Source organism: Streptomyces litchfieldiae, assembly GCF_031845365.1.
Lineage (GTDB): Bacteria > Actinomycetota > Actinomycetes > Streptomycetales > Streptomycetaceae > Streptomyces > Streptomyces litchfieldiae.
Genome location: NZ_JAVREL010000022.1, coordinates 81,489 through 100,089, shown reverse-complemented (window position 1 = coordinate 100,089; position 18,601 = coordinate 81,489). Strand labels below are relative to the sequence as shown.

Below are 18,601 nucleotides of genomic sequence, written 5' to 3'. Positions count from 1 at the left end.
CGGGTTCCCGGCTCCCCCACGTTCGTTCGGCGCGGCGGGGGACGTCACGGAACGGTCGGCGCGGGCATACGTCGGGGGGACGGGGTGGTAGGTAAAGGGCGTGACGACCACCCCCTCCGGTTCCGCGGACCGGTCTCCGAGTCCTTTTGCCGACCTCGACGCCTACACCGGTCTGCCACGGCTCGGCGGGCTGTGGCTGTCGCCCGACGGGCGCCGGCTCGTCGTCGGTGTGGCGACGCCCGATCACGCGCGGAACCGTTACACCACCGCCCTGTGGGAGGTCGATCCCGAGGGGAGCCGGGCGGCGCGGCGGCTGACGCGGGGCACCGAGGGCGAGTCGGGCGCCGCGTTCACCCCGGCCGGTGACCTGCTGTTCGTCTCGGCGCGGCCGGAGCCCGGTGCGGAGCCCGGCGCGGAGTCCGGCGCCGCGGGAGCGGCGCTGTGGTCGCTGCCGGCCGGCGGTGGTGACGCCCGGGTGGCGGCGCGCCCGCCGGGGGGCGTCCGGGGCGTCGTCGTCAGCCCGGCGGGGACGGTCGTGCTGGGCTCGGCGCTGATGCCGTCGGCCGCCGACGCGGCCGAGGACAAGGAGATACGCGCGCGGCGGAAGGACGCGGGGGTGTCCGCGATCCTGCACGAGGAGTACCCCGTCCGGCACTGGGGGCACGATCTCGGACCGGACCGCACACGGCTGCTGGTGGGTGAGGTCGCCGGTGATCTCGCGTCCGATGACGGGCGGTTGGACCTGCGGGACATCACGGGCCATGTCGGCCAGGCCCTGGACGACGAGTGCGGCTGGGACATCGCGCCCGACGGCCGCACCGTGGTCACGATGTGGGCGGTACCGGAGCCCGGCGGGTCGCAGCGGTACACGGTGGTGGCCGTCGACGTGGCGACGGGCGAGCGGCGGACGCTGGCCGACGACGCCGACCACGAGTACGAGTCGCCGCGGTTCTCGCCCGACGGGACCCGGGTGGCGCTCACCGTGCACAGGCGGCCCACGCCCCGGGATCCCGGCGACTCGTGGCTGGGCGTCGTCCCGCTCTCCGGCGGGGAGGTCCGGCCGCTGACCGCGGCCTGGGACCGCTTGCCGCACTCCGCGCACTGGACGCCCGACGGCGCGGCGCTGCTGGTCACGGCGGACGACCACGGCCGTTGCCCGCTGTGGCGGGTGGACGTGGTGACTGGCGAGGTAACGCGGCTGACGTGGGACGACGGTGCCTACACTGATATCCGCGTGGCGCCGGACGGACGCTGGGCGTACGCGTTGCGCGCGGCTGTCGACAGCCCGCCCGCTCCGGTTCGCGTCGCGCTGGACGACGCGCCGCGGGTGGAGCCGCTGCCCGGTCCGGCGGAGGCGCTGGGGCGGACCGTCCGTATGCCGGGGCGGCTGACGGAGGTCACCACGACCGCCGCGGACGGCGCCCCGCTGCGCGCGTGGCTCGCGCTGCCGGAGGACGCCGGCGCCAAGGCGCCCGCTCCGCTGCTGCTGTGGATCCACGGCGGCCCGGTCAACTCGTGGAACACCTGGTCCTGGCGCTGGAACCCGTGGATCGCCGTGGCGCACGGCTACGCCGTTCTGCTGCCCGATCCCGCGCTGTCCACCGGCTATGGCGTCGGCTTCGTCCAGCGGGGCTGGGGCGCGTGGGGCGGGGCGCCGTACACCGATCTGATGGCGATCACCGACGCCGCCCAGGAGCGGGCGGACATCGACGCCGACCGGACCGCGGCGATGGGCGGTTCCTTCGGCGGCTACATGGCGAACTGGATGGCCGGCCACACGGACCGGTTCGCGGCGATCGTCACGCACGCCTCCATCTGGGCGCTGGATCAGGCGATGTCGACCACCGACGCCGCCTACTACTGGTTCCGGGAGATGACTCCCGAGGTCGTCGGCGCCAACTCCCCGCACCACTTCGCCGCGGAGATCACCACGCCGATGCTCGTCGTGCACGGGGACCGGGACCACCGGGTGCCGATCGGGGAGGCGCTGCGGCTGTGGTGGGACCTGTCGTCGTTGTCGAAGGCGGAGGACGGCGCGACGCCGCACAAGTTCCTCTACTTCCCGGAGGAGAACCACTGGGTCCTGGCGCCGAATCACGCGAAGGTCTGGTATGCCACCGTGCTGGCCTTCCTCGCCCGGCATGTCCGGGGTGAGGACTGGCGACGGCCCGACCTGCTGGGGTGACCCGCGGGCCGTACTGCGCTTTCCGGGCTATTCCGGCACGATGGTGGGTGTCGGGAGGTAACAGTCATGAAGAGCGCGATTCTGGTGACCGGGGGCACGGGGACCCTGGGCCGGGAAGTGGTGCGGCGGCTGCTGGAGGACGAGCAGGAGGTGCGCGTCCTCAGCCGCGGGGGACGGCCGGAGGGCGACCGGCTGCCCATTGAGTGGTTCCGGGGGGACCTGAAAACGGGGGAGGGACTGGAGGCCGCGCTGACGGGGGCCGATGTCGTCGTGCACTGCGCGACGACGGTGGGCGCGCGCTCCGATGTGGAGATGACGCGGCGGCTGACGGAGGCGGCGCGGCGGACCGGGGAACCGCATCTGGTGTACATCTCGATCGTCGGCGTCGACCGGCTGCCGGGGGTGCAGTTCTGCCGGGCCAAGGTCGAGTGCGAGAGGCTCGTCGAGGAGTCCGGGCTGCCGTGGACGGTGCTGCGCGCCACGCAGTTCCACAGTCTGATCGCGGGCGCGGTGAAGGCGCAGCGCTGGCTGCCGGTGCTGATCACGCTGGGCGGCGGCGTGCGGCTGCAGCCGGTGGCCGAGCGGGAGGCGGGCGAGCGGCTGGCCCAACTGGCGGCGGGCCCGCCCGCGGGGCGGGTGGAGGACCTGGCCGGTCCGGAGATCCGCACCGCGCGGGAACTGACCCGGGCGGCGGCGCGGGCCCGGGGCGTGCACCGGCCGGTGGTGGGTGTGCGGCTGCCCGGCAAGGCGTTCCGCGCGGCTCGGGACGGTGCGCTGCTGGCGCCGGAACACGCGGTGGGCCGGGTCGGCTTCGAGGAGTACGTGCGCTCCTGAGCGTGCGCCCGGCGTGCCGAACGGAGCGCGCGCTGGGGCGAGTTGGGCGGCGGAATCGGTGTGCCGCCACGTGATCGTCGATCTCGTGCACCCGGCGGGGGAGATGGCCGTACGATGGCGCGGTGCTGGTCAAGTGGATGCGGTGCACCGTTGTCGACCGAGTCGGCTTCGAGCGCGGGCAGCGGAAGTGGGCGGGGCTGCTCGGCGAGCCCGGATTCCGGGCCCAGGGAGGCGGCTGGAGCCGGACCCGGCCGGGCGTGGTGCATCTTTTCGGCTTCTGGGAGAGCCGGGCGTTCTACGACTCGTTCATGGCCCGCTCGCACGACCGGCTCGCGGCGGCCCAGGCCGGCACCTTCCAGGACATGACGGTCCGTCTCTTCCAGTACCGCTTCGACGTGAAGATGGGCTTCGAGCCGCGGTTCGCCGACGCGAACCTGCTGCGGGTTGCGCACTGCCGCGTGCACAAGGAGCGCGCCGAGCACTTCGCGCTGATGCAGGAGAAGGTCTGGAACCCGGCCATGGCGGGCTCGCCGGGCATGCTGCGCGGGGTCTTCGCCGAGGCGGAGCCGGAGAGCGAGTTCCTGGTGCTGTCGATGTGGGACGCGGCGGCCGAGCGTGCCAAGTACCGCACCGAGCGGGTGGAGCGGCTCGCGCTCCGGGCGCAGACCGGAGCGGATGTCGCCGCCATCGCGGGCGACGTCATCGACATGGAGGCGTCCTGGACGGTGTGAGGGCGTGCGGCGGCCCGCGGGTCGCCGAACTAGGCTGAGACCATGGCACAGCCCCGGCGTATCGTTCTCCTCCGGCACGGAGAGTCACAGGGGAACTACGACGACTCCATCTACGAGCGCATCCCCGATCACGCGCTGGAGCTGACGGAGAAGGGCCTGCGGCAGGCCGAGGCGGCGGGGGAGCGGCTCCGGGGGATCTTCGGCGACGAGCGGGTGTCCGCCTATGTCTCCCCCTACCGGCGCACGCACCAGACCTTCCGCGCCCTGGCACTGGACCCCTCCCGGGTGCGGGTGCGCGAGGAGCCGCGGCTGCGCGAGCAGGACTGGGGCAACTGGCAGGACCGCGCCGACGTGCTGCGCCAGAAGCAGGCCCGCAACGCCTATGGGCACTTCTTCTACCGCTTCGCACAGGGCGAGTCGGGCGCCGATGTGTACGACCGGGTGGGGGCCTTCCTGGAGAGCCTGTGGCGCAGCTTCGAGAAGGCGGACCACCCGCCGAACGTGCTGCTGGTGACGCACGGGCTGACCATGCGGCTGTTCTGCATGCGCTGGCTGCACTGGACCGTCGCCGAGTTCGAGTCGCTGTCCAATCCGGGCAACGGCGAGACCCGCGAGCTGGTGCTCGGCCGGGACAACCGCTACCACCTGGACCGGCCCTTCGAGCGCTGGCACACACCCGACCGGCCCTTCGAGGGCTGGTGCGCGTAGGGTGGGCGCCGTCATGCCATACGTACCTCCTACTCACCGTGTCGAACGGTCCGTTCGCGCGACCACCGGCGCGCGCGTCGTCGCCGGGATCGACGAGGTCGGACGCGGTGCCTGGGCGGGTCCGGTCACCGTGTGCGCGGCCGTTACCGGACTGCGCCGCCCGCCCGAGGGGCTGACCGACTCCAAGCTGCTGACCCCGCTGCGCCGTACCGCCCTGGCCGATGTGCTCATCGGGTGGGTGACGTCCCACGCGCTCGGGCACGCCTCGGCGCAGGAGATCGACACGCTCGGCATGACGGCCGCGCTGCGACTCGCCGCGGTGCGCGCCCTGGACGGGCTTCCGGAGCGGCCCGACGCCGTGATCCTGGACGGGAAGCACGACTATCTGGGCGAGCCCTGGCAGGTGCGGACCGTGATCAAGGGCGACCAGTCCTGTGTGGCGGTGGCGGCGGCCTCGGTCATCGCCAAGGTGCGGCGCGACGCGATGCTCGCCGAACTGGCCCTGGAGCACCCGGAGTACGGCTTCGAGAACAACGCGGGCTACCCCTCCCCGGTGCACAAGGCGGCCCTGGAGGAGCTCGGCCCAACGCCGCACCACCGCCGGTCCTGGGCGTTCCTGGACGCGCTCCCGCGCTGGCGTCATCTGAAACTTCCCTCCCATCGTGAGGTGTTGGCCGCCGAGTCCCCGGAGGACGCCGGCCAGCTCGGCATGTTCTGACCGGACCCGCGACCGGTCCCCGCACTCGGTCATGCCTGCACGGCCAGCACCAGTGGCAGCACCTCCTCCGCCCCGGCCGTCCGCAGCAGCCGGGCGGCGAGGGCCAGGGTCCAGCCCAATTCGGTGAAGTCGTCCACCAGCAGCACCGGTCCGCCCGCCGCCCGCACGGCCTCGGCCAGCTCGGGCGGCAGCCGCAGCGAGCCGGCCAGCTCCTGCAACCGCCGGACGCTGTTGCTGCGCCCGCCCGGTGACGCCTCGCCCGTCTCCACCGTGCCGAGCAGCGGCATCCGCTCGACGTCGGCGATCCGCTCGCCGAGCGTGCGCACCAGTTGGGGGCGGGAACGGGACCCCATGGTCACCACTCCGACCGGCCGCCCGGGCGCCTCGGGGGCGCCGGAGGCCCAGCCTCCCGGCCCCTTGGCCCAGTCCGCGAGGACGGTCACCACGGCGTTGAGCACATCGTCGGGCACCGGTCCGTCGCCGGAGCCCGGCGCCAGCAGCGGACGCAGCCGGTTCCCCCAGCCGATGTCCGACAGCCGGCCCAGGGCTCGTCCCGGGGCCGCCTGCTCGCCGGCGGGGATGCGGCCCTTGAGGTCGACTCCCACGCTCGGCAGGCCCGTTGGCCACATTCGGCGCGGCTCCATCGGCACCCCCGGGCGGGCCAGCTCGCCGCGGGCGGCGTCCAGCGCGTCGGCCGCGACCTTTGGACTGTAGGTCTCTCCCGTGCAGTTGTCGCAGCGGCCGCAGGGGGCGGCCTCCTCGTTGTCGAGCTGGCGGCGCAGGAACTCCATGCGGCACCCCGCCCCGGCCGCGTAGTCGCGCATGGCCTGCTGCTCCGCCTCGCGCTGACGCGCCACCCACGCGTACCGGTCCGCGTCGTACCGCCGGGGCGCCCCGGTCGCGGTCCAGCCGCCCTTCTCCCGGCGCACCGCGCCGTCCACGTCCAGGACCTTGAGCATCATCTCCAGCCGGGAGCGGCGCAGTTCGACCTGGGGCTCCAGGGCGGGCAGCGACAGCGGCCGACCGGCCGCCGCCAGCACGTCCAGGGTGCGCCGCACCTGGTCCTCCGGGGGAAAGGCGAGCGACGCGAAGTACCGCCGGATCGCCTCGTCCTCCGGGCCGGGCAGCAACAGCACCTCGGCGCGGTCCACGCCGCGTCCCGCGCGGCCCACCTGCTGGTAGTAGGCGATGGGGGAGGAGGGCGACCCCACGTGCACGACGAAGCCGAGATCCGGCTTGTCGAACCCCATGCCCAGCGCGGACGTCGCCACCAGAGCCTTGACCCGGTTCCCCAGGAGGTCTTCCTCGGCGGCCTGGCGGTCCGCGTTCTCCATGCGGCCGGTGTAGGCGGTCACCCGGTGGCCGCGCGCGGTGAGATGGGCGGCCACCTCCTCGGCGGCGGCCACGGTGAGCGTGTAGATGATGCCGGAGCCGGGCAGCCGGTCCAGGTTGCCGTCGAGCCAGGCGAGCCGGTGCGCGGCGTCCGGCAGCCGCAGCACCGACAGCCGCAGGCTCTCCCGCTCCAGCGGCCCGCGCAGCACCAGGGCCTCGGCGGTGTCCTCGCCGGTGCCCAGTTGCTCCACGACGTCGGCCGTCACCCGGGCGTTCGCCGTGGCCGTGGTGGGCCAGCACCGGGACGCCGGGGCGCAGCTCGGCCAGCAGGGTGCGCAGCCTGCGGTAGTCCGGGCGGAAGTCGTGACCCCAGTCGGAGATGCAGTGCGTCTCGTCGACCACCCGCAGCCCGGTGGTCGCCGCGAGCCGGGGCAGGACGTGATCGCGGAAGTCGGGGTTGTTCAGCCGCTCCGGGCTACAGAACCGGGAAGGCATTCAAATTCCAGGTGGAGCTGGGGCCTTGACCTGCGTAAACGAGCCAATCGGGGGTGGTCGTGGTCGACCGCTTGGCCCCGGCCATCCTCGATCGGTGCTCGTTTGTGGACGGTTCGCGAGCTGCTTCTCACGCTGGGTGAGGTGGCTTGTTGTCACCGCCATCGGGTTGCATGGGGGCATGGAAAACCCGGAGCTCCGTACCAAAGCCGATGCCGTCCTTGCTGAGCTTGTCGGTGCCGCGGAAGGATCGGCCCGGCTGCGTGAGGACCAGTGGCAGGCGGTGGCGGCCCTGGTGGAGGAACGCCGGCGTGCCCTGGTGGTGCAGCGCACCGGCTGGGGCAAGTCAGCGGTGTACTTCGTCGCCACCGCTCTGCTGCGCCGGCGCGGCTCCGGTCCGACGGTGATCGTCTCGCCGCTGCTGGCGTTGATGCGCAACCAGGTCGAGTCGGCGGCGCGGGCCGGTATCCGGGCACGCACGATCAACTCGGCCAATCCGGAGGAGTGGGCCACCATCTATGAGGAGGTCGAGCGCGGCGAGACCGACGTGCTCCTCGTCAGTCCAGAGCGCCTTAATTCCGTGGATTTCCGCGAGCAGATGCTGCCCAAGCTGGCGGCTACGACCGGTCTGCTGGTGGTGGACGAGGCGCACTGCATCTCCGACTGGGGTCACGACTTCCGGCCGGACTACCGCCGCCTGCGGGCGATGCTGGCCGAGCTGGCCCCGGGCGTGCCGGTGCTGGCCACCACCGCGACCGCCAATGCGCGGGTCACTGCGGATGTGGCCGAGCAGCTGGGGACCGGCGCCGGCGAGGCCCTGGTGCTGCGCGGCTCGTTGGAGAGGGAAAGCCTGCGGCTGGGTGTGGTCCAGCTTCCGGACGCCGCGCATCGCCTGGCCTGGCTCGCCGAGCACCTGGACGAGTTGCCGGGGTCCGGGATCATCTACACGTTGACGGTGGCCGCGGCCGAGGAGGCCACGGCCTTCCTGCGGCAGCGCGGCTTCAGGGTGGCTTCCTATTCGGGGCGCACGGAGAACGCCGACCGGTTGCAGGCCGAGGTCGACCTTCTGGAGAACCGGGTCAAGGCGCTCGTGGCGACTTCCGCGCTGGGCATGGGCTTCGACAAGCCGGACCTGGGCTTCGTGGTCCACCTCGGCTCGCCGTCCTCGCCGATCGCCTACTACCAGCAGGTGGGGCGGGCGGGGCGCGGTGTGGCCCACGCCGAAGTGCTGCTGCTGCCGGGCAAGGAGGACGAGGCCATCTGGCGCTACTTCGCCGATACGGCCTTTCCGCCCGAGGCGCAGGTCCGCCACACCCTCTCGGCTCTCGCCGGAGCGGGACGGCCGCTGTCCGTGCCGGCGCTGGAGGCGGCGGTGGATCTTCGGCGTACCCGGTTGGAGACGATGCTCAAGGTCCTCGACGTGGACGGCGCCGTGCGGCGGGTCAAGGGCGGCTGGGAGAGCACAGGACAGCCCTGGGCGTACGACTCGGAGCGGTACGCGTGGGTCGCTCGGCAGCGCGCGGCCGAGCAGCAGGCCATGCGCGACTACGTGAGCACGTCCCAATGCCGGATGGAGTTCCTGCGTCAGCAACTGGACGACGAAGGGGCGACCCCGTGCGGCCGTTGCGACAACTGCGCAGAACCTTGGGCCGATTCCGCTGTTTCGGTCGAGGCGTTGACCGGGGCGGCGAAGCAACTGGATCGCCCAGGGGTAGAGGTTGAGCCGCGCCGGATGTGGCCGACAGGGATGCCCGCACTGGGCATCGACCTCAAAGGGCGCATCCCGGTCGGAGAACAGTGCTCCACCGGGCGCGCCTTGGGCCGGCTCTCGGATATCGGCTGGGGCAACCGGCTGCGCCCGCTGCTGGCTGAGAACGCGCCCGATGGGCCCGTTCCCGACGATGTCCTGAAGGCCGCGGTGGCGGTCCTCGCCGACTGGGCGCGCTCTCCGGGCGGATGGGGCCCGAATGCCCCGGACGCCTGTGCCCGGCCCGTAGGCGTCGTCGCTGTGCCGTCCCTGGCCCGCCCGCACCTGATCGGTTCCCTGTCGCAGGGAATGGCGACCATCGGGCGCCTCCCCTTCCTGGGCACCCTGACGTACACCGGGCCGAGCGGCGCGCACGGGGCACGCCGCAGCAACTCCGCCCAACGCCTCAGGGCACTGTCCGGCGCCTTCACCGTCTCCGAGGAACTGGCCGGAGCCTTGGCGCGCCACCCAGGCCCTGTCCTGCTCGTGGACGACTACACGGACTCCGGCTGGACCCTCGCAGTCGCAGCCCGCCTGCTCCGCCAAGCAGGATGTGAACGAGTCCTTCCGTTGCTCCTCGCTGCGGCAGGCTGAGCTCTTTCTGGGAGGCGGTCAAAACTCATCGCTTCTGGCGGCATCGGCGCGCCATGCCGGGTGTTCAACCCCGGATTCTGGCGGCGGCGACAGCGGCCGATGTTCGCCTCCCGGTTGGGCCGCTGGCGGTGGACGGTGACGGTGGTGCTCACTTGACGGTCGGCCGCACGCTGGAGTACCCGACGGCAGTGATCGTGGCCGCGTGCGCTGGGGCCTGGATTTGGACACCCGTACCTTGACGGCGCCATCCGGGCCTTCACGCACTGGAGCACAGCTCCACGCTGCGGGCGTTGTGCTGGTCGGTTCCATTGCCCGCTGCTGCAAAGGAAGCCCGGTCTGGCGCCCGGCGCCTGGGCGGGCGACATTGCCCGCCCTGGCGCCAGGGCCGCTAGCGCCCAGGGCACGGTGGTCTCCGGCACGGGCGGACTCATCGTCGTCGACAAGCCGCTGCAGGACGGCAGCCACGCGGTCGCGCTGTACAACTCCACCGACACCGACGCGCACATCGCCACCACCGCCGAACAGGCCGGCCTCCCAGCCGCCGCGAGCTACCATCTGACGGACCTGTGGAGCAAGCAGACCAGCGAGACCGCAGCGGAGATCGCCGCCACCGTCCCCGCCCACGGCACCACCCTCTACCGGGTCGAGGCCCTCAGCTGAGCCGCGGCAGCCCAGATCCAGTGATCGGCTGCGGCGTTACGGCCCATCGAGGCCGGAACGCCGCAGCCGGCCGGCTAGGCCGGGTCGCCGTAGATGACGCCGCGGCCGTTGGTGCCGAAGTAGACGCGGCCGTGGATACGGGGGTCACCGGTGATGGTGCTGCCGGTCCAGGCGTACTGGTGCTGGTCGTCGTTGATCCGGGTCCAGGTCCTGCCGGCGTTGTCGGAGCGGAAGATGCCGCGCACACCGCCGATCCGAGAGCTGGTGTAGACGGCCGGGTAGGTGCGTCGGGGCGCGGGCTTGCCGAAGCCCACGTTGTCGCCCTCGTCGACGCCCGGCAGACGGGTGAAGGAGGCGCCGGCGTCGGTGGATCGCCACAGCCCGTAGACCTTGCCCGCCTCGCCGCCGCCGAGCCAGATGTCGCCTTCGTGGCCGGGAACCGCCTTGAAGCGGACGTTGCCCTCGGCGGGCAGGCCGGTCGCCTCCGTCGCCACGAAGTGCCCGCCGCCATCGGTGCTGCGGTAGAAGGTGCCGGCGTGGCAGGCGTAGAAGACCGCGGGGTTGACGCGGTCCGCGCGCACCCCCGCGCCGGAGGGGACGCCCTCGCAGGCGGTCCACGTCCGGCCCGCGTCGGCGCTCCAGCTCACCGGCGCGCCCTCGGGAGCCCACACCACCCGGCCGCCGTCCGCCGCGACCGCGACCGCGGTTTCCCCGGCGCCCGGGCCGGTCACGCCGTCCGGTTCGCTTCCGGAGGGCGCCCAGGTGCCGCCGCCGTCGGTCGAGATCGCGAAGCGCTGAGTCCACGCACTGGTGGGGTGGCCGGCCCGGACGATCGTGTGGGGCGCCTTCTCGGCGTAGTCCAGCGCGACCGTCGTGGAGAAGGTGGGCGTGTCGTACATTCTCGTGGCGCGGGTGAGGTCGGTGTGCCGGAAGCCACCGATGTCCCCGAGGGCGGAGAGCAGGTGCGCGCCGGCCGGCGGGCTGATCACGGAGAGGACCGCGGTCTCCTCCAGGCCCTCGGCGCGGACGTCGATCCGCACAGTGCCGCCGGTGTCCCAGTCGGTGAGGTTGTCGGAGCCGTGGATCGTGGCGCCCGTGCCGTACAGGAAGTGGTCGGAGGAGAAGGGGTCGATCTCCAGCGCCTCGGTCATCCACCCCAGCTTCGGCGCGGCCTCGGGCGGGGCGGGGTTGCCGTTCCAGGTCAGCCAGGGGGAGGCCGAGATGTCCATGGTGTAGCGGAAGGTGCGCTCGTTGTCCGTCATGTCCCAGGCGCGGGTCCAGCTCGCGCCGCCGTCGGTGGAGCGGAAGATGATGATGTCGGGCCACCACAGGATCTGGGTGGCCACCATGAGGGTGCCGGGGTTCTGCCGGTCGATGGACAGGCCGGAGTAGCCCCACTCGCATTCGGGGCTGGTGGAGGGCACCGGGCTGATGCGCGTCCAGGTGTCGGTGGCGGTGTCCAGCTTCCACACGTCGCCCTTGGAGCCGTCGTACGGGCCGGCGGTGTTGCTCGTGGCCAGGTAGAGGTGGCCGCCCTCGTGGTCGAAGACCGCCTTGTGGGGGATGAAGCCGGTGGGCTGGCCGGGCACCCGCTCCCAGGTCCGGCCGGCGTCGGTAGAGCGGTAGAGGATGTTCTCGGTGTCGGCCACCGTGACGTACAGCGTCCGCGTCGGTCGGCCGCGCCGGCCGTCACGCTTGTCGAACAGCACCTGGAGCACGCCGAGGTTGTCGCCGTTGGGGCCGCCGGTGTCGTTGGGGTCGGGGACGAAGGTGCCGGCGTTGGGGAAGCTCTCGACCTTCGCCCAGGTTTCTCCGTAGTCCGCGGAGCGCCACAGGCCGTTGCCGCCGCGCACGCCGAGGTAGAGAACGCGGTTGCGGTGCGGATCGACGGCCAGGCGCTCGCCGATGCCGCGGCCGGGCATGTTTCCGCCCAGGCGGAACGGCAGCATGGTCCTGCGCCAGGTGCGGCCGCGGTCCGTGGAGCGCAGGATCGCTCCCATTGTCGGGTCCCACTCGGGCATGGTGTACGTGCCCACGGCCGCGTACACCCGGTCGGGGTCCGCCTCGTCCGTGGCGACGCTGATCACGCCGGTGTGGCCGTAGTGGTCCCAGTCGACCCAGTCCAGCAGCGGAATCCAGCGCCCCGTGCGCTTGCTGAGGCGGTAGGCGCCGCCGATGTCGGTGCGCGCGTAGACCAGGCCCGGTTCGCTCTGACTGAAGACGATGCCGGTGACGAAACCCCCGCCGACGATCTCCGCGTTACGCCACACGTACCCCCCGGAGGGTCGTGCCGGGACGTTCGCGGGACCGGCGGCGGCCGACACCAGGGGAACGCCGCCCGCGACGGCGGCCGCGGCCGCCGTCGCCGTCGCCGAGCGAAGTACGGCGCGTCTGCCAGGACCGCGCGCGGCCGGGAGGGAAGACGGGGGAACAGGGGAACTCGGCACTGGGCTCACCTTTCGTGGCATGGGCGGATGTCCGGCGGCCCCCGGCACCGGAACGCCCTCATGCGGAGGATACGGGGGACACACACGAGAGTTGTCGAGAGTTTTCGAAGCGCTTCGATGAACCTGTCGGACGACAGTACGAGCCGGGGGACGGACTGCACAAGACCCTTGAACACAAAGGAAAGTACGTCTGGCCCTCTGCGGCGACCATCACCGCCAAGGGAAGGATGGCCCGGACCCCTGGGCCGGGGCCAGAAGAGTCGAAGCGTTTCGACTCCGGGTCGGCGCAGTCGGATCAGATCCCGTGTGCGCGTCGGAAACGTGCCGGGGTACTCCGCACGCGTCGGTGAACACGTGGTGGAAACGGCTGACCGAGCCGAAGCCGACGGCCGTGGCCACCTGGCTCGCGGGCAGGTCGGTGGTCACCTGCAGCCGGCCACCCTTTTTCCCCGGTCCTGACGTCGATGCCCGGCGTCGGCGTCAGGACCGCCGCAGTCCTGCTGGTCACCGTCGGCGACGGCACCAGCTTCCCCACCGCCGCCCACCTGGCCTCCTACGCCGGCCTCGCCCCCACCACGAAGTCGTCGGGCACCTCGATCCACGGCGAACACGCGCCCAGAGGCGGAAACCGCCAGCTCAAACGCGCTATGTTCCTGTCCGCCTTCGCCTGCATCAACGCCGACCCCGCCTCCCGCACCTACTACGACACACGTCGGGCTCGCGGAAAGACCCACACCCAGGCCCTCCTCCGCCTCGCCCGCCAACGCATCGGCGTTCTGTTCGCCATGCTCCGCGACGGCACCTTCTACGAACCCCGCGAGCCCAGGACCGCCACACCCGCCGCCGCATGAACCCCCAACCAACGAATCACCCCAACCCGACACGACAGGGTTGACGAACCCCATAGAGGCACCCCGCGGCCACCAGCAGCTCCCGGGCCAGCTCGCGGGTAGGCAGGTTCACAGGCCAGCGACCGCAGGCTCTAATCCTGCGCCAACCTGTGACGCCGTATGGCCGCGAGCAGGGAGGCGGGGTCATGCTGGTCTGGCAGAGCGACGCCGGGTGATAACGGGGGTGGGCCTTGCTCAGTGAGGGGGAGACGGGAGCTGCCGAGGCAGCGGGGAATGCCGTGGTGGCCGGTGCCGGTGCCGACGGATGGACGGAGTTGCGACGGCGGGTCGCGCAATGGTGCGGGCGCGGGGATCGGGAGCGGGAGCAGGCAGAGCTGGCGCGCCTGGATCGCATGGTGGCGGCGTTAGCCTCGATCCACCGGTCTGGTGCGCGGGTGATGTAGGAGCCGAAATGTAGAGATGCCTCGTGACCTGTGATGATGGGCTTGTCGAAGGCTTCATCACGCACGATCAGCGAGGCATCTCGTAAGTGAAATCCTCTCATGCCGCTTCGGCGGTCTTCGCGCGGTTCGACGAGGCGAATCTGATCGCGGACGCGGGTTTGTTGCCGGTGGTGCGGCTGGCGGAGCGGGCCGGACTGCCGGACCTGGCCGCGGCGGCGATACGTATCAAGGGCTTGGGCAACAGCGGCGGGGCGAACCCGGCGGTGAAGGTGATGTCGCTGGTGGCGGCGATGTGCGCCGGGGCCGACTCCATCGACGACACCGACAGGCTGCGTCACGGCGCCATGCCGACCTGCTTCGGCGGCGTGCGCGCCCCCTCCACGCTGGGCACGTTCCTGCGCTCTTTCACTCACGGCCATGCCCTGCAACTACACGCGGTGCACCGGAAGTTCCTGGCTTCTCTGGCCGCGCACCCCGCTGCTGCCCGACGCCGACAAGGTCGCCTTCATCGACATCGACTCCACCCACAAGCGAGTCTTCGGCCCCGCCAAACAGGGCGCCCAGGTCGGCCGGTTCAAAGGGGTGCGTAGCCTGCACCCGCTGCTGGCCACGATCTGCACCCCCATCGCACGGCCGTTCATCGCCGCAGTGAGGCTACGACGCGGCAAGTCCGCGGACAGCCGGGGCGCCGAACGATTCGTCACCGAGGCCCTGGCAGGCGCCGACGAGGCCGGCTGCACCGGCATCCGCGTCCTGCGCGCGGACAGCCAGTTCTACAACGCCGACGTAGTGGCCGCATGCCGCCGCGGCGGGGCCCACTTCTCGATCACCACGGGGATGAACCCCTCGATCAAGCGGGCCATCGCCGCGATCCCCGACACCGCATGGCAACCGATCCGCTACCCCAGGGCAGTCGTCGATCCCGACACCGGCGAGCTGATCTCCGATGCCCAGGTCGCCGAGATACCGGACTACACCGCCTTCACCGGCCGGAAGAAGAACCAGCAGGTCACCGCCCGGCTCATAGTGCGCCGGGTCCGTGACCTGGCCAAACCCGCCACCATTGGCGAGCAGGGCGAGCTGTTCCCGGTCCGGCGCTATCACCCGTTCTTCACCGACAGCCCGTTCGAGACCCTCCGGGCCGAGCGGCAGCACCGCCACCACGCGGTCATCGAGCAAGTCATCGCCGACGGCAAAGCCGGGCCCCTGGCCCACCTGCCCTCAGGGAAGTTCAACGCGAACGCCGCCTGGCTCACGTTGTGGGCCATGGCCTACAACCTGTTGCGGGCAGTGGGCGCGCTGGCATCCGTCTTCCACGCCAAGGCCACCACCGCCACGATCCGGGCCCATCTAATCCACGTCCCCGCCAGGATCGCCCGCTCCGCCCGCCGCCTCATGCTGCGCCTACCTCGCCACTGGCCCTGGCAGTACGCCTGGACACAGCTGTTCACCACCGTCCACGCCCCACCCGAACCGGCCTGACCTCCCTGACCGCCTCGCCCACCCGGGCCCAACCAGAGCTGAACTCGTGGAAAAGCTGGGCAGACCAGCAGATATCCCCTGCCCGCCCCCAGCCACCAGCCGAAGAACCCGCCCCCCGAACTCCAAAAGATCACTTCAGAAGCCGATCGGTGGATCGAGGCTAAGCAGATCGCTCTGGAAAATGATGACCTCGCCGTTGATGAGGCGGAGAAAAAGGTTGCTGAAGTGATTGCACCACTTCAGCAGGAACTGCTCAAGCTTCAGAAGGACCGCTCTGATGTCGCCTCATGGCAGGAAGAATCTGCTGCGGCTGGAGAGCGCATTGCGCAGTTGATCAGCCTTGCCGAGATGGCTAACCGTCGGCTGCGTGAGATGCCTCTAGGAAAACAGCGCGAATTCATGGAACTAATCGAAGCTGAAGTGACCATCATCGGGGACGCCCCTCAAGGTCGAAAGGGGCAGCCATGTGCTCTCGCCGCGGTTCTCCGAGCGAGAGCGTGAAGTCCCGCTCATCACCGACGAGGGGTGGGAGAAGGTTGCTCCGCTCGTCGGCTGGAAGTCACGCAACCTTGACCCTCGAACGGTGATGGTCGGCATCCTCTACAAGGTGCGGTCGGACACGCCCTGGAAGAACATCCCCTCGATCTTCGGCAGCGCGGCAACCCTGCAGACCTACTGGACGCGATGGCGGAACTCCGGCTTTTAGGAGCAGGCGATGGACGCTCTGGTCCACGAGCCGAGCACACCCCTACCTGTACCGCCGTCGCCGCAGATCAAGCTGCGATGCCTGATTGAGCCTCAAGTCCTCCTGGAGTCCGAAAGTCACTCAGGTGAGTCAGCCGCTCCGGGCTGACCAGCAGGACATCGACCTCCCCGGCGGCGACATCGGCCTGGACGGACTCCCACTCCTCGGTGTTCGCCGAGTTGATCGAGCGGGCGTGGATCCCCGCACGGGCCGCCGCGTCGATCTGATTCCGCATCAGGGCCAGCAGTGGGAGACGATCACGGTGGGCCCGCTGCCCCGCTCCCGGAGCAGGGCGGTGGCCACGAAGTACACCGCGGACTTGCCCCAGCCGGTGCGCTGCACCACCAGCGCCCGCCGCCGCTCGGCGACGAGCGCCTGGATGGCCCGCCACTGGTCGGGGCGCAGGCGCGCCCCGCCCTCGGGGGAGCCGACGAGGCGGGACAGCACCGCGTCGGCCGCCGCGCGCAGATCCGCGGACTCCGGGATGGGATGCGGGGGGGGGGTGCCCCGCCGTTGGTTGCCGCATGGGCCCCATGCAAGCCGATCGGCCCGGGGCGGCGTCAATCCCCCTGTGGATAACCCGGTCATTCAAATGACCAGAATGATCAACGGCCGAGCCTGTGGACAACGCGCGACGGAGAGTGACCGGTTGACGGCATGCTGCGAGGCATGGCACGACACAGCGAACACGCTCACGAACTGACCCTCGCGGAGAACCGCGTCACGCTCAGCGGCCCCGCCGACCTGGCCGACGCCCTGCCGTACCTGCTCGGTTACCACCCGGACGACTCGATCGTCGTGATGGGACTGCACGGGCCGCGCGGACGGCTGGGCGGCCGGATCCGCACCGGTATCCCCGCCGACCCGGCCGGCTGGTGCGAGACCGCCGAGTCGCTCGCCGCCTGCCTCGTCGACAACAGCGCGGTCCGCGACTCCCGCCCGGACGCGGCCGTCGTCTACCTCTGTCAGGAGCCACCCGACGGTGTGCCGGCCCGGGAGACCATGGAGCGGCTCCGCCCGCTCGCCCAGCGTCTGCGCACCGCGTGCGGCGGGCTGGAGGTCCCGGTCCTGGAGGCGCTGTACGTCGCGGGCGGCCGGTACTGGTCCTACTGCTGCGCGGGCGACGGATGCTGCCCCGACGAGGGGAACGAGCTGCCCCGGACGGAGACTTCGCCGATGGCCGCCGCCGCGGCCTACGCCGGGATCCGGGTGCGCGGCTCGCTGCGGCAGTTCGCGCGGCGGCTCGCCCCGCTCGGCGAGCCCGCCGCCGCCCGGCAGGTGCGCGCCTTCGACCAGGTCGCCGCGAAGCTCTTCGGCAGGATGCTGAGCACCGAGCGGGACACCGCCGGCGTCCGCGCCGAGACCCTGGAGCTGGCCGGGCTGCTGATGAGCCGCTTCCGCCGGGCCCTCGCGGCGCCGGACCCCGACGACGCCTCCTCGGACGCGCGGGACGACGCCCTGCTCACCTCCGAAGAGGCGGCCCGGCTGGTCCTGGGCCTCCAGGACCGCGTCACCAGGGACATTGCCGCCGAGTGGATGGAGGGCGCCGACGCTCCCGTCGCGCTGCGGCTGTGGCGGGCGCTGGCCCGCCGCTGCGTGGCCGAGTACGAGGGGCACGGCGCCGCTCCGCTCACGCTGGCGGGCTGGGTGGCCTGGTCCTCGGGGGACGAGACCGAGGCACGTGTCGCGTTGGAGCGGGCGCTGGAAGCGGATCCGGAGTACGTCTTCGCGAGGCTGTTGCACCAGGCGTGCAACGAGGGAGTGGACCCCGAGGCGCTGCGCCGTTGCATGCGGCAGCAGCGGGCTGCCCGCGGGCGCTGATTACCGTGTTGCCGCCCCCTATGATCACGGCATGCCCTACGACCCGTCGGACTTCCCGCCGTTCGCCGTCACCGTCGATCTGGTCGTGCTCACCGTCCGTCGGCACGCGCTGTGCGCGCTCACCGTCCGGCGCGGTGAGGAGCCGTTTCGCGGACAGTGGGCACTCCCCGGCGGCTTTGTGCGGGTCGACGAGGACTTGGCCTCCGCCGCGGCCCGGGAGCTGGCTGAGGAGACGGGGCTGCGGCCGCAGGATTCCGACAGCCGGCATGCCGGTGCCCACCTCGAACAGCTCGCCACCTACGGCGATCCCGCACGGGATCCGCGCATGCGGGTGGTCAGCGTCGCGCATCTGGTGCTGGCCCCCGATCTCCCGGCCCCCACCGCGGGCGGCGACGCGGGCAGCGCGCAGTGGACTCCCGTCAGCCGGCTGCTCGGCGGCGCGGACGGTGAGCCGGCCGAGCGACTGGCCTTCGATCACGCGCGCATCCTCGACGACGGGGTGGAGCGCGCCCGTTCGAAGATCGAGTACTCCTCGCTGGCCGCCGCCTTCTGCCCGGCCGAGTTCACGGTCGGGGAGCTGCGCCGGGTGTACGAGGCAGTGTGGGGAGTCGCCCTGGATCCGCGCAACTTCCACCGGAAGGTGACCGGAACTCCCGGCTTCCTGGTGCCCGTCGGCGGCACGACGACTCGGCAGGGCGGCCGTCCCGCCCAGCTCTTCAGGGCCGGCGGAGCCAGCGTGCTCAATCCGCCCATGCTGCGCCCGGAAGTCTAGGAGCACCGCCCCCGGCACAAGGCCCGCGCGTCGCGCGGA

General features: G+C 71.7%; 12 protein-coding genes and 4 pseudogenes. 13 read left to right on the top strand and 3 right to left on the bottom strand.

Features of this window, described 5'->3' with window-relative positions; all coding sequences use genetic code 11:
* Nucleotides 1–100: 100 nt before the first annotated feature.
* The 5 genes from RM590_RS29285 (at nt 101) to RM590_RS29265 (ending at nt 5,176) form a co-directional block, all read left to right on the top strand.
* The gene (locus RM590_RS29285) at nt 101–2,185 is read left to right on the top strand and encodes a S9 family peptidase (protein ID WP_311707764.1); all 2,085 of its coding nucleotides are present in this window, start codon (nt 101–103) and stop codon (nt 2,183–2,185) included.
* Between the two features lie 66 nt (nt 2,186–2,251).
* Complete coding sequence (locus RM590_RS29280; RefSeq protein ID WP_311707763.1) at nt 2,252–3,019, top strand: SDR family oxidoreductase; 768 nt, start codon at nt 2,252–2,254, stop codon at nt 3,017–3,019.
* A gap of 122 nt (nt 3,020–3,141) precedes the next feature.
* Nucleotides 3,142–3,750: a YdbC family protein gene (locus RM590_RS29275; protein WP_311707762.1), complete on the top strand. Its 609-nt coding sequence runs from the start codon at nt 3,142–3,144 to the stop codon at nt 3,748–3,750.
* A 42-nt stretch (nt 3,751–3,792) separates the two neighbouring features.
* Nucleotides 3,793–4,458, top strand: coding sequence for a histidine phosphatase family protein (locus tag RM590_RS29270; RefSeq protein WP_311707761.1), 666 nt, complete (start codon nt 3,793–3,795; stop codon nt 4,456–4,458).
* Nucleotides 4,459–4,471: 13 nt separating this feature from the next.
* Complete coding sequence (locus tag RM590_RS29265; protein WP_311707760.1) at nt 4,472–5,176, top strand: ribonuclease HII; 705 nt, start codon at nt 4,472–4,474, stop codon at nt 5,174–5,176.
* Nucleotides 5,177–5,205: 29 nt separating this feature from the next.
* Here RM590_RS29265 and RM590_RS29260 read toward each other — a convergent pair.
* Nucleotides 5,206–6,985, bottom strand: a pseudogene (locus RM590_RS29260) (helicase-related protein); the annotation flags it as partial.
* 196 nt (nt 6,986–7,181) lie between these two features.
* Between RM590_RS29260 and RM590_RS29255 the strand changes: the two are divergent.
* Together RM590_RS29255 and RM590_RS29250 are read left to right on the top strand one after the other, a co-directional pair.
* On the top strand, nt 7,182–9,341 hold the full coding sequence (locus RM590_RS29255; protein ID WP_311707759.1) for a RecQ family ATP-dependent DNA helicase: 2,160 nt from the start codon (nt 7,182–7,184) through the stop codon (nt 9,339–9,341).
* 405 nt (nt 9,342–9,746) lie between these two features.
* Entirely contained in the window at nt 9,747–10,001 is a 255-nt protein-coding gene (locus RM590_RS29250) for a hypothetical protein (protein WP_311707758.1), read from the top strand.
* Nucleotides 10,002–10,075: 74 nt separating this feature from the next.
* Here RM590_RS29250 and RM590_RS29245 read toward each other — a convergent pair whose 3' ends face one another.
* Nucleotides 10,076–12,325 (bottom strand): xyloglucanase, encoded by a 2,250-nt coding sequence (locus tag RM590_RS29245; protein WP_394813999.1) that lies wholly within the window; start codon nt 12,323–12,325, stop codon nt 10,076–10,078.
* A 560-nt stretch (nt 12,326–12,885) separates the two neighbouring features.
* Here RM590_RS29245 and RM590_RS29240 point away from each other — a divergent pair.
* From RM590_RS29240 to RM590_RS29225, 4 genes and pseudogenes are all read left to right on the top strand, one after another.
* Nucleotides 12,886–13,299, top strand: a pseudogene (locus RM590_RS29240) (transposase); the annotation flags it as partial.
* Nucleotides 13,300–13,828: 529 nt separating this feature from the next.
* A pseudogene (locus RM590_RS29235) lies at nt 13,829–15,224 on the top strand (IS1380 family transposase).
* Nucleotides 15,225–15,449: 225 nt separating this feature from the next.
* Nucleotides 15,450–15,725, top strand: a complete 276-nt coding sequence (locus tag RM590_RS29230) for a hypothetical protein (RefSeq protein WP_311707778.1) — start codon at nt 15,450–15,452, stop codon at nt 15,723–15,725.
* Nucleotides 15,691–15,930, top strand: coding sequence for a transposase (locus RM590_RS29225; RefSeq protein ID WP_311707756.1), 240 nt, complete (start codon nt 15,691–15,693; stop codon nt 15,928–15,930). The genes RM590_RS29230 and RM590_RS29225 overlap by 35 nt, the downstream gene beginning before the upstream one ends.
* A 109-nt stretch (nt 15,931–16,039) precedes the next feature.
* Here RM590_RS29225 and RM590_RS29220 read toward each other — a convergent pair.
* Nucleotides 16,040–16,455, bottom strand: a pseudogene (locus RM590_RS29220) (DEAD/DEAH box helicase); the annotation flags it as partial.
* A 183-nt stretch (nt 16,456–16,638) separates the two neighbouring features.
* Between RM590_RS29220 and RM590_RS29215 the strand changes: the two are divergent.
* Complete coding sequence (locus RM590_RS29215) at nt 16,639–17,790, top strand: DUF4192 domain-containing protein (RefSeq protein WP_311707755.1); 1,152 nt, start codon at nt 16,639–16,641, stop codon at nt 17,788–17,790.
* A 31-nt stretch (nt 17,791–17,821) separates the two neighbouring features.
* A complete protein-coding gene (locus RM590_RS29210) occupies nt 17,822–18,562 on the top strand; it encodes an NUDIX hydrolase (RefSeq protein ID WP_311707754.1) in 741 nt (246 codons plus the stop codon).
* Nucleotides 18,563–18,601: the final 39 nt, after the last annotated feature.